Consider the following 15,866-nt stretch of genomic DNA (forward strand, 5'->3'; position numbering starts at 1 on the left):
CTCTCGCCGGGTTTCCCCATTCGGGAATCTCCGGATCAACGCCTACGTGCGGCTCCCCGAAGCTTATCGCAGCTTATCGCGCCCTTCATCGCCTGTCCGTGCCAAGGCATCCACCGTGCGCCCTACTTTCGCTTGACCGGATATGCTCGCTGCATCGTGGTTAGCAATGCAGGCACACCGGTCCACCTAAAAGCCTTACACACACGCATTGGTGCTCTTGCTTCAGAGCCGGTTCACGCTTCTTAAGCGCACCGGCTTCTTCTACCCAACCCACTACCCGTGTTTTCAAAAATTCGCTGGCGGCATCAAAGTGCCGCCGAGCCATCTAACTTAACAGTCTGTTTCGCGGCCGTCAACGGGGTCCGTCGACTTTTTTCAGCGCGCCTTTCGGCGCCCCATCCGCGAAGTGTTTTTAATCTAACCGCTAACGCCATCGTTGTCAACGGGTTAGCTCGGTTGGACTTTCAACTTTCCTCGACTCGGAGTTCGGCGCCATGCGCCGAACCAAGGATTGAATCAGCACTGCGCCGTTCAGCCATCCGTTTGTCGAAGGGCTCCTATTCTAATGGGTAAGCGGTTTTCTGTCAACGGCTTATGATTAAGGAACTTCAGACTCGTCTCGAACGCGCATTCGGGCCGCGTCCTCATCCACGAACCCTTGGGGCCACAGCAGGCGCGTGCCCAGAGCCCACAGGGCGAGGGCGGCGAATCCCACCAGCTGGCCGATGGGGCGCAGGGGGCGGTAGTCGGCAAAGGTGCGGCGCACGCCCTCCGCCGCGTCGCCCAGGCCAAAGGCGGTGCCGGCGGCGGGGCCCATCCGCCCCCAGAGCACGGGGATCACGGAGAATTTGAGGACGGCCAGCAGCAGGGCCAGCGTCGCCAGGCTGAACACCAGGCGCCGGCGCGTGCCGCCGGAAAAGGCGCCCCACGCGGTGACGGCGATCCCCGCCACCACTATCCACTCGATCATCCCCGGCGGGGGCAGCAGCAGCTCCATCACCTGCGCGCCCGCCAGCGTTCCGTACGCCACCGCGATCCACCCCGTGGCGCCCTCCGGCCGCTCCCACGCGCCGCGAAAGACCAGGAGGTAGGAAAGGAGCAGGGCGAACACCCCCTCCACCATCCCGAAGGCGCGGTACTCCACGCCGTCGGGGACCAGGGCGATGCCGGCGACGGTGGCGGAGGCCAGGAAGGCGAGCGCGGCGGCGACGTGGCGCTGGGGGGCGGTCATCGGCCCGGCACCCATTCCAGCGGCCCGGGGCGCAGCTGCCGCTCGATGCGCGCCGCCAGCGCCTCCGCCCGCTGCTTCACGGGCGCGGAGACGGGCGCCGTGCGCACCCGCTGCACCACGGCGGAGGCGTCGCGCAGCATCTGCTCGTTGTCGCCGCGGTACCAGGGGGTGGCGCCGGCGCCCAGCATCAGCCCCGCGCGGTCCAGGGCGATGCCGGCCCACAGCTCCGTGGCTTCCGCCGTGCGCTCGGGGGTGCCGGCGCGCTCGCGGGCGGTGAGCGCTTCTTCCTCCGCCTCGGCGTAGCGGGCGATTGCGGCCGCGGTGTCGCCGCGGGCGGCGGCGTCGAGCCCCGCCTTTACCCGCTCGCGCGCGCGAGAGATGCGCGGCGTGTACGCGTCGGGGGCCAGCGCCACCCACGCGCGCCCGCCCACCTCGCCCGGGCTCTGCGGCTGGCCGGCGTAGAGAAAGAGGGCAAGGGCGGTGAGGACGGCCAGCAGGGCGAGCCCGGGAACGACCCAGGGGTCGCGCAGGCCGGCGGATGCGCGGGGAGAAGGAGGCATGGCGGGCTCCGGAAGGACGCCTGCGTCCGGCGGGGCGGCCGTCATCCCGGCGGCGCCCGGTCCAGCAGCTCGCGCACGTCGTCCGCGGGGACGAAGAAGTCGCCCAGGCGGGTGCGGTGCGGCCCGTGCCAGTCCGATCCCCCGGTGACGAACAGGCCCAGCTCGCGCGCCACGCCCCGCATCCGCTTGCCGGACTCCTGCTGCGTGTTGGGGCGAAAGACCTCGATCCCCTCCAGCCCGGCCTGGGCAAAGAAGGGCGCGTACTCCTCGAGCACCAGGTGGCCGGGATGCGCCCACACCGCCGTGCCGCCGGAGGCGCGGATCATGGCGATGGCCTCGCTGATGGAGGGAAGCTCGGTGGGGACGAACGCCAGGCCGCCGTCCGCCAGGTAGCGCTCGAACGCCTCGCCCATCGACCGCACGTGCCCCGCCGCGACCAGCGCCCGCGCCACGTGGGGCCGGCCGATGGCGCGGGTGTCGGTGCCCGCGGCGCGCAGCACGTCCTCGTAGTCGATGGCGATGCCCTGGTCCTGCAGCACGCGCACCATCTGCCGCGCCCGCTCCTGCCGGCGGCCCAGGGCGCCGTGCTGGTGGGCCAGCAGCGGCTCGGCGGCGGGGCGGACGTGGTAGCCCAGCACGTGCACCTCGTCGCCGTTGTGCTGCGCGCTTACTTCCACGCCCGTCAGCACGCGCACCGGCCCGCCCTCCGCCGCCGCCAGCGCCTCGGCCAGGCCGTCGATGGTGTCGTGGTCGGTGATGGCGATGTAGTCCAGCCTGGCGGCCGCGGCGGCCTGCACCACCTGGGTGGGCGTGAACTCGCCGTCGGAGGCGCGGGTGTGGATGTGGAGATCGGCTCGTTGCATGGATCAGTACTTACATATGGCGACGGCGCACCGCCGGGCCCGCGACCGGCGGTGCGTGCGTGTGGCGTTTGGAGATCGATGCGGGGAAAGATGCGCCCGCCTACTGGCGCCAGGCCAGCCCCAGCCCCCAGCTGGCCCCCTGGGCCAGGTTGAAGTCCAGCCGCAGGGTGATCCCCGACGCAAAGCCGAAATCGGCGCCCACGTCGGCGCGCACGTCCAGCTCCACGTCGTCCTCGTCCTCCAGCCCGCCGTCGTCGTCGTTGCCGGGCGAGGCGACCAGCGCCAGGCGGGGGTGGATGTACGGCGTGACGGTGAGGGTCTCCATGCGGATGGCCTGCCCCGCGCTGAACCCCACCTGCCCGCCCAGCCGCACCACGTCGCCGGCCAGCACCTGGCCCCCCGCGGTGAACGCCAGGCCGATGGGCGCGCCCGCCAGCACCACGGGGTTGCGGACCTCGAGGCCCAGCATCAGCGCGCCGTCGCCCACGTCGGCGTAGCCGGCGCGCAGGCCCAGGTCGCTGCCGCCGCGCGCGGGCCGCCGCCAGATCCCCTCCACGCCCAGCTCGCCCACGTCGCTTACGTACACGCCGAAGTCGCTGGTGGGGACGGGCGACATGAACGGCGGCGTGTACACCTGCGCCCGGGCGGCGGGGGCGGCCAGCGGCCCGGCCAAAAGCGCCAGCGCGGCGGCGGTCCGGATGTGCTTCATCTGTGATCCTCTGGACGGTTCTGATTCCCCAAACGAAACGATGCCCGCGATCGGCCCCGATATAGGCCGGCGGGCTTCTGGAGGTTCCCGCGGCTACAAGTTCCGGACCATCCGGGGCGTGTCGGAAGGTCCCCCGCGGGCGCCCCCTCCGGGCTCGCACCACTCGCCCACCTCCCCCAAAACTGCTGGGGGAGGTTGGGGTGGGGCTGGGATCGCTGCTCGGCGACGGGGATGACGCTGGCGCCCGACGGGGCCCCTCTCCCCCGGCCCCTCTCCCCCGCGGGCGCCCCCTCCGGGCTCGCACCACTCGCCCACCTCCCCCAAAACTGCTGGGGGAGGTTGGGGGTGGGGCTGGGATCGCTGCTCGGCGACACGGGTCTCACTAGCGCCCGACGGGGGCCCTCACCCGCTCCCTTGGGCTCGCACCCTCTCCCGCAAGCGACCCGCAAGCGGGAGAGGGTATAAACGTCGTGACGGGTCGTGGGGCGTTTTCCGCAGGTGTGGGGCTGGGGAGGGGTCACCATCGGATGCAGGCGGATACAAGTCGTCGAGCCCTGATCCAGCGGCAACCTCAACCTCCCCCAGCAGTTTTGGGGGAGGTGCGAGCCTAAGCGAGCGGAGGGGGCGGCCTGCGGACGCAGCGTGATCCCTCCGCCGCGCAATCGAATTCTCCCCTCTCCCCAAGGAACGAGGGGGGAGGGGCCGGGGGAGGGGGCCCCGTCCGACGCAGTTCAATCCTGATCGTCGATCCTTGATCCGTCGATCCCCCTCCCGGCGTGCCCCCGCACGGGGTACGCACCTTGCCCCGCCCCATCGGTTCGCGTTGAGAATCGAACGGAATCCAGCGAGCACGATGCCCAACCGCCTGGCGAACGAGACCAGCCCCTACCTGCTGCAGCACAGGGACAACCCGGTGGACTGGTATCCCTGGGGTCCCGATGCGCTGCAGCGGGCGCGGGCGGAGGAGCGGCCCATCCTGCTTTCGGTGGGCTACTCGGCGTGCCACTGGTGCCACGTGATGGAGCACGAGTCGTTCGAGGACCCGCAGACCGCCGCGCTGATGAACGAGCTGTTCGTCAACGTAAAGGTGGACCGCGAAGAGCGGCCGGACATCGACAGCATCTACATGGCGGCCGTGCAGCAGATGACGGGGCGCGGCGGCTGGCCCATGACGGTGTTCCTGACGCCGGAGGGCGCCCCGTTCTACGGCGGCACCTACTATCCGCCGGAGCCGCGCTACGGGATGCCCTCGTTTCGCCAGGTGCTGGCGGGGGTGGCGGAGGCGTGGAAGGAGCGCCGCGGCGACGTGGACCAGAGCGCGGCGGATCTCACGGAAGCCGTACGCCACGGGACCGACATGCGGCCCCCGCCGGGGGCGCTGGAGCCGGGCGTGCTGGACCGCGCCTTCGCGGGGCTGCTTCCCCGCTTCGACTACGGCTGGGGCGGGCTGGCGGGGGCGCCCAAGTTTCCGCAGCCGCTGACCATCGACTTCGTGCTGCGAACGTGGAAGCGCACGGGGAACCCCGACGCGCTTCGCTGGGTCGAGGCGACGCTGCGGCGGATGGCGTCCGGCGGCATCTACGACCACCTGGGCGGCGGCTTTGCGCGCTACAGCGTGGACGCGCACTGGCTGGTGCCGCACTTCGAGAAGATGCTGTACGACAACGCCCTGCTCGTCCCCCTCTACCTGAACGCCTGGCAGGCGACGGGCGCGGACGAGTACCGCGCGGTGGCCGAGGACGTGCTCCGCTGGGTGACCCGCGAGATGACGTCGCCGGAGGGGGGCTTCTATTCGGCGCTGGACGCGGACAGCGAGGGCGAGGAGGGGCTGTTCTACCTGTGGACGCCGGAGGGGATCGACGCGGTGCTGGGGGCGGAGGACGGCGCCGTCTTCCGCGCCTACTACGGCGTGACGCCGGAGGGCAACTTCGAGGGGCAGACCATCCTGCACGCCTGGCGCACGGTGGAGGCCGCGGCGCGGGAGGCCGGCGTCACCCCCGAGCGGCTGATGGAGGTGGTGGCCCACGCGCGGCAGCCCTTGTACGAGACGCGGGCCAAGCGCGTCTGGCCGGGGCTGGACGACAAGATCCTGACGGCGTGGAACGCGATGATGCTGCGCGCCTTTGCCGAGGCGGGGCGGATCCTGGGGAGCGGCGAGTACCGGCGGATCGCCATCCGCAACGCGGAGTTCCTGCTGTCGAAGCTGCGGGTCGCCGGGCGGCTGCAGCGGACGTACAAGGAGGGGCAGCAGGCCAGGATCGGCGCCTTTCTGGACGACCACGCGCTGCTGGCGGACGCGCTGGTGTCGCTGTACCAGGCCACCTTCGACGCGCGCTGGCTGCGCGAGGCGCGCGCGCTGATGGACCAGACGCTGGAGCGCTTCTGGGACGACGACGAGGGCGTGTTCTACGACACGGCGACGGACGCGGAAACGCTGGTCATCCGCCCGCGCGACCTGTGGGACAACGCCACGCCCTCCGGAAGCTCCGCCGCCGTCCACGCGCTGCTGCGCCTGGCGGAGCTGCTGGGGGACGAGCGGTATCGGCGCGTCGCAGAGCGGGCGCTGGAGGGATCGGCGGACCTGGCCACGCGCGTTCCCGCGGGGTTCGGATACCTGCTCTCCGCGCTGGACTTCCACCTTTCCACGCCCACGGAGATCGCGTTCGTGGGCACCCCGGGAGAGGCGGAGACGGAGGCGCTGCTGGCGGTGGCGGCGCGCACCTACCTGCCCAACGGCGTCACGGCGCTGCGGCGGCCGGAGGAGGACGGCGAGGTGGAGGAGCTGGTCCCGCTGCTGCGCGGGCGGACGGCGCGCGGCGGGCGGGCCACGGCGTACGTCTGCGAGCGGCTGGCGTGCCAGCAGCCGGTGAACGAGCCTGCGGAGCTGGCGGCGCAGCTGGGCGCGGGCGACGGCGGTTCCTGAGGTGGCCGCGGACTTGCGCCCCGTTGCGCGCGCACGGCAATATGCGCCCGCCCCCGGCGGCGCGCCCCACGCAAGGAGACAATGAGATGCGAAGCATCGTTCCCGTGGCCCTGGCGCTGCTCGCGGCATGCGCCGGCCCCTCCCAGTCCGCCGGCGGCGACCCGCCCCCGGCGTCCGGCCAGCCGCCCGCCATGCAGCCCGCTCCCGGATCACCCGCACCGAATGGAGGCCAGGTGACGGTGGAGCTCGTTCCAGGGCGGGGCACCTCGTCGTCCGGGGAGCAGAACGCGGCCGCGGAGGGCGGCGCCGGCACGGTGGTGGTCCGCGGGCTGGCCACCACGCCCAACCCCTGCCACCAGCTGGCGGGCACCGTCTCGCGCAGCGGCGGCGCCGTGACCCTGCGCGTCTCGGCGACGGCGGACCCGGAGACCATGTGCATCGCCTCCATCGGCGAGATTCCGTACACGGCCACCATCCGCGGGCTGCCGGCGGGGTCGTACGACCTGCGCGTGGAGCACGTGTATCCCGGCACCGGGTGGGAGACGGCGCAGGTGCTGCAGACGCGCGTGACCGTGCGCTGACCGTCATCCATCCCTCCTGACCGGCCCGGCAGAGCCCGATGACGATGACGCCGCGACACGCCCTGCTCCTTCTCGGCTCGCTGCTGGCGGCCCCGGCCGCGGCGCAGGGGCCCGTCGCCCCCAACCCGGGGAGCACGGACGCCCACACCGTCGCCGCCACGCCCGCGCCGGCGCCGATCGCGCGCGAGGAGTTCGCGCGGCGGCGGCAGGCGCTGGCGGCGGCGATGGGCGACGGCGTGCTGGTGGTGATGGGGACGATGGAGCCCGACGCGGACTATCTTCCGTTCGCGCAGAACGCCTCCTTCCGCTACCTGACCGGCATCCGCGAGCCCAGCGCGGTGCTGGCCATCCGCAAGCAGGGCGAGCAGGTGGCGGAGCAGCTGTTCGTGCTTCCCCGCGAGCCGTCGGAAGAGGTGTGGCAGGGGGCGCGGCTGGGCGCGGAGGGCGCCACCCGGCTGACGGGAATCCCCGCGCGGACCACGGAAGAGATGGACGCGGCGCTGGGGGAGATGCTGCGCGGCGCGCGGACGCTGTACACGGTGGCGCCGCTGAGCACCGACGGCAGCGACAACCCCTGGCTGCGCCCGGACCAGCAGTTTGCCCAGGCGCTGCAGCGCGCGCACGGCGTCGAGCGGATCGTCGACCTGAGCAAGGAGGTGTTCCGCCTGCGCCTGGTCAAGTCGCCGGCGGAGCTGGACATGCTGCGGCGCTCGGTCTTCATCACCACGCTGGCGCACCGCGAGGCCATGCGCGCGGTGGAGCCGGGGATGAACGAGTTCGAGATCCACGCGCTCATCGAGGCCACCTTTCGCCGCTACGGCGCCGAGCGGCCGTCGTTCGGCAGCATCGTGGGCTCGGGGCCCAACTCCACGACGCTGCACTACCGCACCGCCGACCGCTACATGCAGGACGGCGAGATGCTGGTGATGGACATCGGCGCATCGTACAACGGATACGCGGCCGACGTCACCCGCTCGGTGCCGGTGAACGGGCGGTTCACCCCCGAGCAGCGCGCCATCTACGAGATCGTGCTGGCGGCGCAGAAGGCGGCTGAACAGCAGGCGCGCGTGGGGGTGGGGATGGGGCGGATGAGCCAGGCGGCGGAGCGCGTGCTGGCGGACGGGCTGGTCCGGGTGGGGCTCATCGAAGCTCCCGACGCCACCTACGACTGCCGGCGCGGCAACGTGGTCGTGGAATGCCCGCAGCTGGGAATGTTCTACATGCACGGACTGGGGCACGGGATTGGCCTGGACGTGCACGATCCGGAGTCGGCGTTCACGCGCGGGCTGGTGGTGGGAAGCGCGTTCACCATCGAGCCGGGGATCTACGTGCGCGCCGACGTGCTGGACTACCTTCCCGACACGCCGCGCAACCGGCGGGTGATCGCGCGGATGCGGCCGGTGGTGGAGCGCTACCGCAACATCGGCGTGCGCATCGAGGACGACTACTTCGTCACCGAGGCGGGGGTGGAGCGAGTGAGCGAAGGCGCGCCGCGCGAGATCGCCGAGATCGAGGCGCTGATGGCGCGGGAAAGCCTGTGGAACCGCGAGCGCCGGCCGGAGATGGTGGAGTGGTACCGCGCCGTCACCCCCCGCTGACCCCGGAACCCGTCGCATGAGCGAGCCGCCGCGCGAGCCGGAGATGCAGGCCACCCCGGGATCCCAGGGCACCCTCGGGCTCCCGGCCGACCCGGAGCCGCACGCCTCCGCCCCCACGCGGCACGGGCCCGCGGGGTACGCGGTGCTGGCGTGGCTGCTGGTGACCTCCGGCCGCTTTGCCTGGGCGGCGGGCACGGGGTTCGGGGACGAGGGGATTCCCTGGTGGAGCATGATCGCCACGGGCGCGGTGGCGCTGCTGGCCGCCGCGGCCGTGCTGCCGTTCATGCGCTTTCGCCGCTCGGGGTGGGAGATGGCGATGTGGGTGCTGGTCACCGCGCTGGTGATGGACGTGGCCCGCATCGTCCTGGGGACGCGGCAGTGGCTGCCGGTGGCGCTGGCGGCGGGCGCATCCGCCTTTTGCCTGGGCTACATGTGGCGCGCCCGGCACGCGTTCCTGGACCACGACGACTGGGAGCACGCGGACGACGATGCGCATCATCCCCCCCTCCCCGCCACGGCCGCCGCGGAGGCGCCGGTGCGCACGGACCCGGTGGCGGATGCATTGGGCGCCATCCACCGGAAGATCGTGGACGCGGGAAGCGCCTGCGCGGTGCCGCGCGACGTGCTGCTGGCCGAGGCGGCGCGCTTCGGCGTGCGGCCGGAGGCGCTGCGGCGCGAGGGGCTGTCGCTCTATCGCACCTTCCTGGGCCACTTTCGCGCGGACGGCGCGCTGACGGTGGAAAAGGAGCGCGAGCTGTTCTGCCTGGAGGGCGCGCTGGAGCTGGACGCCATCGCCGTCGCCCGCCTGCGCTCCGAGGTTGGCGCCGCGGACCGGGCGCAGCGGGACGAGCCGATCCGCCCCGCGCCGCGCGCCGTCCCCGTGGTGGAGACGACGCAGGTGATGGACGACACGGATCATCCCCTCGACGCGCGGCCGGCGGAGGCGGCGCCGGTGGACGATGGACGGCCTTCCATCGATCCGGCGCCCGTCCAGCGCCGGGCGCGCGAGGAGAAGGTCTTCATGCCCGGCCCGGCGGACGGCGTCGCGACGCCGCGGCTGAGGGGCGACGAGACGCTGGCCGACACGAGCGAGCCCGCGGAAACGCCGATCAGGACGGATGCGCCGGGCCTGGCGGGGGTCGCCGCGTCGTCCGCCGGGCTGGAGGACTACGAGCAGCACGAGCTGGAGGCGCTGACCGGCTGGGCGGGGATCGCGCTGCCGCCGCACGCGGACGGCCGCGCATCGCTGGAGGCGCTGCGAACGTTCCATCGCATCGCCACGGAGCCGCTTCAGACGGTGGAAGCCGGCCAGGCGCTGGACGACGGCGAGCGGGCTTTCGCGGAGCGGACGGTGGAGCTGTACCGCATGCCCGCCGGCGCGGCGGCGGACCCCGCGCCCTCCGAGGGTGCCGGGCTGGACCCGCTGGCGTTCGTGGACGGCAGCCTGGGGCGGGACCGCGACCTGTCCCGCTACCAGCGCGCGGGCTTCTGCCAGTTCCTGGTGACGGACCGGCGGCTTCTCCTGGTCGCGCGTTCGGGGCAGAAGAGCCCGCTGCCGCTGGAGCGCATTCGCTCCGTGCACCCGCACCGCAACGGGGTGGAAGTGCGCCCCCAGCGCGGCGGCCCCGTCTTTCTGGCCTTCAGCGACGGCGTGGCGGACGTGGCCATGCGCATTGGCCGCGCGCTGCGCGAGCGTGCGGGCGCGCCGCGCGCCTGATCCGCGGATCCACATCCACCCGACCCACGATCCCGTGACTCCGTTCCGCTACTTTGGCGGCATCGACTTTTCGGGGGCCAAGGAGCCCCTTTCCAACCTGTGGACCGCGGTGGGCGAAGAGCGCGACGGGCGCCTGTGCATCGTCTCGCTCTGCCCGCACCCCTACCGCGCCGACCTGTCGTCGTTCGTGGCCGAGGGGTGGCGCCGGCACGCCAACCCCGAGCCCGGCGCCCGCATCCTCTGGGGCGCCGACTTTCCGTTCGGGCTGCCGGTGGACGCGGTGAGCGCCATCGAGGGGCTGCGCGAGCGGTCGTGGCGGGGGCTGGCGTCGTGGGTGGCGGACCGTCCGCCGGACGAGATCAAGGAGGCGCTGCCGGGGTTCCTCAAGACGCCGCGGCGCACGGACACCGGCGGGGCGCTGGCGCCGCTGGACCTGCGCCTGTACCGGCAGACGCTGGAGGGAATCCGCCTGCTGTGGGAGATGCGTGACACGGCGGACGTGTCCATCGTCCCCTCCGCGCCGCGGCCGGACGCCGAGACGGTGCTGATCGAGGTGTATCCGTCCGGCGCGGTAAAGGACCTGGGGATGAAGGGCTCGCGCGCCCCCTCGCGCCCAGGCGAGGTGCGGGCGCGGCCGGCGGCGTTCCGGCCGTTTCTCTCGTTCGATCACGCGTGCATGGAGGCCACGGCGGTCACGCTGGAGGATGCGCGCGACGCCTGCATCGCCTGCCTGGTGGCCTGGTTCTGCCGCGACGACCTGGACCAGCCGTACCGGCTGAATCGAATTCCCCCGGATCTCGTAGAGCTGGAGGGATGGATCTACCGTCCCCCCGCCGCGCTGCAGTGACCCGCGCGGCTCTCCAGCTCGCGCGGAACCATGATCAGGCTCCTGATCGCCGTCGTCGGAATCGCCCTCTTCATCACGCTGGTCCAGAGCACCCTCGCCGCGTTCGGTCAGGCGCGCGGGGAGGATGAGGATGAGGCTCCGCCGATGCCCGAGCGGCGCGACGCGGAGGGGGTCGCCGACTGGATGCACGCGCGGGTGATGGATGCCTTTGCCCTGGAGCGGGAGGGGTGGGCGCTGGAGCGGGCCGCGCGCGTGGAGGCGCGCCTGCAGGCCGGGGCGACGGAGGAGGAGCGGCTGCGGGTGGCGATCCTGTGGATTCCGGAGGTGACGGCGTTCACCTTTGGACGGCACGTGTACCTGTCGCGCCGCCTGCTGGAGCGCGTGGGTACGGACGAGCCGGTGGCGTTCGTCGTGGCGCACGAGATGGCGCACCACGCGCTGGGCCACCTGCTGTCGCGCAACCGGTGGATCGACCGGTTTGCCCGCGTGCCGGCGGGCGGCCTGGTCGCCGGGGCGGTCATCGAGGCGGCGCGGCTGGGCTACAACGTGGAGCAGGAGCTGGACGCGGACGCGTGGGCGCTGCGCCGGTGCTTTGCGGCCGGGTACGATCCGCGCGCCTGCCTGGGCGTGCTGGACGTGCTTGAGGCGGACGCGCTGGACCGCGGCGACCTCTCGGGCGTGTACGGCCCCGTTCCCGCGGACGTGGACGCCGGCCCGGACCTGGGCGATAGCGTCCGCCAGTGGCTGGCGAAGCGCGAGCGTGGCTACCCACCGCTGCTGGAGCGCCGGCAGCGGCTGATGGAAATCGCCGAGGAGCTGGTTGCGGGCGATCAGCCCTGACGGCGCGGTTGTGTGCAGTTGAAGCCTCGCGCGGTTTGCGAGGCTTTCCGCTTTCGTTGCGGCGGCTTCAGCCGCTCTCGCGCGGTAGATCCCGAGGAGTCAGCCGGATAAACGGAGCCGGAGATGGAGCCCGCACCAAAGGGGTGAGCAGAGGCTTCCGTCGCCGACGCTCGCGCACCGGCACAGACACTTTTCATCACGCAGGTCAGGGCGTACTATGCGCCCTTGCATGGTTCTCGGTCGTTCCTCCCGTCACCCTCAAACCCGTGGAGGCCTGATGCACCGCAGAGTACTGGCTACGTGTTTGGCGGGCGTCCTGACCCTGTGCGCCTGTGAACACCGGCAAGGAGCGCTCGTGACTTCACCCGATGCGGAGCCCCTGCGTCTGGAAGCACCCGACACCTCGTTCCAGCTCAGTGCGGAAGATCGCGCCGCGCTCATGCCGGACTTCGACGCCGATGCGCTGGAGAGGCTGCTCAGAGAAGTCCGGCCGGACATGCGCGGCGAGATACTGGCCTACTTCCAGGGGAAGTCGCGCGGACACCTCGTCCAACTGTTCGATCCACACCTGCAAACGATCCTGGAGGAGGTGTGGGCGCCGTTCTGGGCGGACGCCCCGGATGAAGCACTAGACGAGAACTGGTACAGGATGCCGGGCCGGGAAGTCGCGAAGGCTCGGCGCGCGGCTGCACGAGCGCGCGCCCATGAGCAGCAACCGCAGCCCTGAACCCACGCTTCGGCGTCCACGGAATCCTGACAGGAGAGGCATCAATGCGACTTCTGCTGCTTGTCGGGGTCTACGCGCTTCTCTGCGCACCCCATCCCGCGCCCGGTCAGACCTACGATGAAAGCGCCGCGGTTTACGACATCGAATGTCCGGGCAGCTTCAACGCTTACTTTCGTGGTTACCGCGAGGGTGTCTATTACTGGGGCAAGGAGTGGTTGAGCACATGGTTCGCGTCGTCCCCCGAACGACCCCTGCCGAGCAGAACCTGGTACTACGCCTACCCGAACCGGGATGTCATCTCAACTGACAACACGGCAATCTGGAAGTGGGCGGAAATCAGGGTTCACTGCTGGGTCTATCGAAGCCTTTACGCCATGGTCATCCACTACGACCCGATCGACTTCGGGGGATATCCCAGCACGATCCCTTCCGATCCCGACGGAGGCGGGTGTGGGGGCGGCGGTGAGTACATGACCTCGATCTCCCCCGGAGAGACGGCGGGAAGCCCGCAGCACTCGTTTGAGACCACGAGCGAATACTACGACCCGTACAATCCCGGGTGCGAGGATGGTGGCTCTGGAGGAGGAGGGGGCAGCGACGGCGGCGGTGGCGGTGGTGGCGGCGGTGGCGGTGGCGGTTCGTTCGGAGAAATGTGTACCTCGCTGGGCGGCAAGCTGTACTACGACTTCGTGTGCCTGGAGCAGTGGAACGACAAAACCGGGGACTACGAGACAGTCTGGTGCGGGACAGCCGCGATTTGCGATACTTGAACCAGAGCGTTGGGCCATGAAACACTACATGCACCGATCGTCGTGGCTGCTGGCCCTGCTCGTCGTCGTCGTGGGCGAGCTTTCGGCGCAGGCAACGCTTCAGTCGCCACGCACACCTTCCCGGGTGCCAGTCACGGTCGCGCTGGTGGAACAACTTCCCTATCCGGACGCCCCGTTCATCATCCTGCGGCAGTCAGCCGGGAGCGACTACATCCTCCTGCCTGCGGACGCAGACGCCGCCCTGCTCACGGATGCGGTCAACGCGCTGCTGTTGGCCCGGCAGCGGGGCGGTGACCGCGCGACGGCGGACGCCGTCCTGCGGGCGCAAGTGCCGGAGCGCGTGCGCGGCGCACGCCCGCTGCCCTGGGTCGCGCGCGTGCTGGCTGACCTGCGGAGCGCACCGCGTCGGTCCTTGCCACGCGTGGGCCAGGCGCCCGCCGTTCAGATCTGGCTGCCCCGGCAAAACCGTCCCCAGCCCGCTCCGCCATCCAGACAGGGCTGACCCCCGCGCCATCCCAAAAGCCGAAGCCCCGCCGGGCCGTTGCACCCGGTGGGGCTTTTTACTGTGCGAGTTGCGCCCGTACCTGTAATTTGCCGTTTTCCGAACGAGTTGTTCGCCTCGGGGGTGCCCACGTAATCTCCGAGCCTCTTTCATTGCGCGCGGCTTCAGCCGCTCTCGCGCGGTAGATCCCGAGGAGTCACAGTCGAATGAATCAGTCCGAGATCGAGGGGGTGCTGGAGTTCCTGCGGGCGGCGGAGGCGCTGAAGAACACGCACCGCAGCGCGTGGACGTCGGGAGGGCAGCCGGAGAGCGTGGCGGAGCACACGTGGCGGCTGTGCCTGATGGCCATGCTGCTGGCGGACGGCTTTCCCGAGGTGGATTTTGCGCGGCTGGTGAAGATCTGCATCATCCACGACCTGGGCGAGGCCATCGGCGGCGACATTCCCGCCATTCACCAGGTGCCGGGCGAAAGCAAGGCGGCGCAGGAGCGCGCGGACCTGCTGCAGCTGCTGGCACCCCTGCCGGAGCGGATGCGGGCGGAGATCACGGGGCTGTGGGACGAGTACGAGGCCGCCGCCACGCCCGAGGCCAGGCTGGCCAAGGCGCTGGACAAGCTGGAAACCATCATGCAGCACAACCAGGGGATGAACCCGCCGGACTTCGACTACCGCTTCAACCTGGGATATGGAACCCGGCACACCCGCGGCCATCCGCTCATCGAAACCATCCGGGCGATGCTGGACCAGGACACCGCGGACCACGCGGCGAGGCAATCTCCCTGAACGGATCGGCCTCACACAGAGTCAGCAGAGTCAACGGAGGAGCCGGCCCTCTGCCAAATCTGCTGACTCTGTGTGAGGCCATCTTTCCGTCGGCGGCGGGCACGGGCGATCATGGGCCCGTAGACGGCGGCGTTGACCAGCACCACGCCGATGCCGATGCCCAGCTGCAGGCCGCGCGTAAGGCCGCGCGGGTAGAGCACCGAAACCACGTAGTGCTCGATGAACCCGCCCTGGTACCCCGCCTGCCCGCCCCGCTGCCGCAGCCCGTTCTCCAGCGGCGTCAGCGGGCAGATCCATCCGCCGAACATGATGAGCGCGCCCCAGACGGCGCAGGGCACGTGCACCCGCGCCAGCCGCCGCCACCGCAGCACCAGCAGCCCCCCGACACCCGCGAAAACCGCGAACGCCAGGTGAAGCACCAGCACCACGTCCGCCAGCGAACGGTAGATCACGCGCCCCTCATCCAGTCACGGGAAGCCGGCGCGGGACGCCGGGAGCTACGGCCGCGGCGCCAGGCGCTCGCGCGGCATGGGCCGGCTGCGGTCGATGCGCACCTCCGGCCGCGCCTCCTGCACCCGCGAAGACGACGTCTCCGGGCAGCAGGGAAGGATGTCGAACGTGGTGCCGTACGTCCAGTCCGTCACCGCCACGTCCTCGACGTAGATCTGGTACTGCCCGGGCCGCAGATCGCACGGGATCGACCAGAACTCCTCCCCGTCGTCGGCGGTGTTGCTGGCGATGGCGCCGAAGGAGGTCCATGTGGCTACGTGGATCACGTGGATGTTGACGTTGCTGGTGCCGGGGCCCTTCCAGGTGACCTGGATGGTGGAGCCCGCGGTCACCTGATAGCCGCTCACCGGCGCGGTCACCGCGTACGCGATGGCATCCGCGTCGCTCGCCAGCGCCCGCTGCGAAAGGGCGAGGACCATCCCGGCGCAGGCGCACGCCACCGCCAGCCGCCACCGCGCAATCCTGTCGAGTTTCTGCATCGTGTATCCTGAGGAAGGAGTCGAGGAGGGAACATCACGACCCCTTATATAAACGTTTCAGGACACAATCATCAAGAAAAAGATATCTCCGTCGCTCCGCGCGGCAGGATCGTGCCCCCGCTGATGGTGCGAAGGCCCGTCCCGCACGCGGAGCCGGGGGCTCGTCCATGCCTGGCCCGGACATCTGCCCATGAAAGACGTCGCGCCGGGACGGAGGCTCCGTCCCG

16 protein-coding genes and 1 rRNA gene are annotated in these 15,866 nt (G+C 71.1%); 10 read left to right on the forward strand and 7 right to left on the reverse strand.

Translation table 11 applies throughout. The features are described from left to right. From VGC13_RS19770 to VGC13_RS19790, 5 genes are all read right to left on the reverse strand, one after another. Positions 1–138: ribosomal RNA gene (locus tag VGC13_RS19770) — 23S ribosomal RNA — on the reverse strand; the annotation flags it as partial. A gap of 460 nt (positions 139–598) precedes the next feature. Then, the gene (locus tag VGC13_RS19775; RefSeq protein ID WP_331127012.1) at positions 599–1,231 is read right to left on the reverse strand and encodes a hypothetical protein; all 633 of its coding nucleotides are present in this window, start codon (positions 1,229–1,231) and stop codon (positions 599–601) included. Then, complete coding sequence (locus VGC13_RS19780; RefSeq protein WP_331127013.1) at positions 1,228–1,791, reverse strand: hypothetical protein; 564 nt, start codon at positions 1,789–1,791, stop codon at positions 1,228–1,230. Before VGC13_RS19780 ends, VGC13_RS19775 begins: the two co-directional genes overlap by 4 nt. A gap of 41 nt (positions 1,792–1,832) precedes the next feature. Then, entirely contained in the window at positions 1,833–2,654 is an 822-nt protein-coding gene (locus VGC13_RS19785) for a PHP domain-containing protein (protein WP_331127014.1), read from the reverse strand. A 100-nt stretch (positions 2,655–2,754) separates the two neighbouring features. Further along, positions 2,755–3,363 carry a hypothetical protein gene (locus VGC13_RS19790; protein ID WP_331127015.1) on the reverse strand — a complete coding sequence of 203 codons (609 nt, stop codon included), beginning with the start codon at positions 3,361–3,363 and terminating at the stop codon, positions 2,755–2,757. A gap of 853 nt (positions 3,364–4,216) precedes the next feature. Here VGC13_RS19790 and VGC13_RS19795 point away from each other — a divergent pair. From VGC13_RS19795 to VGC13_RS19840, 10 genes are all read left to right on the forward strand, one after another. Continuing rightward, positions 4,217–6,286, forward strand: coding sequence for a thioredoxin domain-containing protein (locus VGC13_RS19795; protein WP_331127016.1), 2,070 nt, complete (start codon positions 4,217–4,219; stop codon positions 6,284–6,286). A gap of 86 nt (positions 6,287–6,372) precedes the next feature. Beyond that, positions 6,373–6,867: a hypothetical protein gene (locus tag VGC13_RS19800; RefSeq protein WP_331127017.1), complete on the forward strand. Its 495-nt coding sequence runs from the start codon at positions 6,373–6,375 to the stop codon at positions 6,865–6,867. 44 nt (positions 6,868–6,911) lie between these two features. Beyond that, positions 6,912–8,465, forward strand: a complete 1,554-nt coding sequence (locus VGC13_RS19805) for an aminopeptidase P N-terminal domain-containing protein (protein WP_331127018.1) — start codon at positions 6,912–6,914, stop codon at positions 8,463–8,465. Positions 8,466–8,481: 16 nt separating this feature from the next. Continuing rightward, positions 8,482–10,182 (forward strand): hypothetical protein, encoded by a 1,701-nt coding sequence (locus VGC13_RS19810; protein WP_331127019.1) that lies wholly within the window; start codon positions 8,482–8,484, stop codon positions 10,180–10,182. 34 nt (positions 10,183–10,216) lie between these two features. Beyond that, a complete protein-coding gene (locus VGC13_RS19815; RefSeq protein WP_331127020.1) occupies positions 10,217–11,029 on the forward strand; it encodes a DUF429 domain-containing protein in 813 nt (270 codons plus the stop codon). 30 nt (positions 11,030–11,059) lie between these two features. Further along, positions 11,060–11,869, forward strand: coding sequence for a M48 family metalloprotease (locus VGC13_RS19820; RefSeq protein ID WP_331127021.1), 810 nt, complete (start codon positions 11,060–11,062; stop codon positions 11,867–11,869). 355 nt (positions 11,870–12,224) lie between these two features. Further along, positions 12,225–12,596, forward strand: coding sequence for a hypothetical protein (locus VGC13_RS19825; protein WP_331127022.1), 372 nt, complete (start codon positions 12,225–12,227; stop codon positions 12,594–12,596). 44 nt (positions 12,597–12,640) lie between these two features. Further along, positions 12,641–13,366, forward strand: coding sequence for a hypothetical protein (locus VGC13_RS19830; RefSeq protein WP_331127023.1), 726 nt, complete (start codon positions 12,641–12,643; stop codon positions 13,364–13,366). A gap of 16 nt (positions 13,367–13,382) precedes the next feature. Beyond that, positions 13,383–13,868 (forward strand): hypothetical protein, encoded by a 486-nt coding sequence (locus VGC13_RS19835; protein ID WP_331127024.1) that lies wholly within the window; start codon positions 13,383–13,385, stop codon positions 13,866–13,868. 206 nt (positions 13,869–14,074) lie between these two features. After that, on the forward strand, positions 14,075–14,650 hold the full coding sequence (locus tag VGC13_RS19840) for an HD domain-containing protein (protein WP_331127025.1): 576 nt from the start codon (positions 14,075–14,077) through the stop codon (positions 14,648–14,650). Between the two features lie 11 nt (positions 14,651–14,661). Here the strand turns inward: VGC13_RS19840 and VGC13_RS19845 are convergent, their stop codons facing one another. Further along, the gene (locus VGC13_RS19845) at positions 14,662–15,102 is read right to left on the reverse strand and encodes a DUF2784 domain-containing protein (protein WP_331127026.1); all 441 of its coding nucleotides are present in this window, start codon (positions 15,100–15,102) and stop codon (positions 14,662–14,664) included. Positions 15,103–15,147: 45 nt separating this feature from the next. Continuing rightward, on the reverse strand, positions 15,148–15,639 hold the full coding sequence (locus tag VGC13_RS19850) for a GPI anchored serine-threonine rich family protein (protein ID WP_331127027.1): 492 nt from the start codon (positions 15,637–15,639) through the stop codon (positions 15,148–15,150). Positions 15,640–15,866: the final 227 nt, after the last annotated feature.

The organism is Longimicrobium sp. (assembly GCF_036399255.1).
In the GTDB taxonomy this organism is placed as follows: Bacteria; Gemmatimonadota; Gemmatimonadetes; order Longimicrobiales; family Longimicrobiaceae; genus Longimicrobium.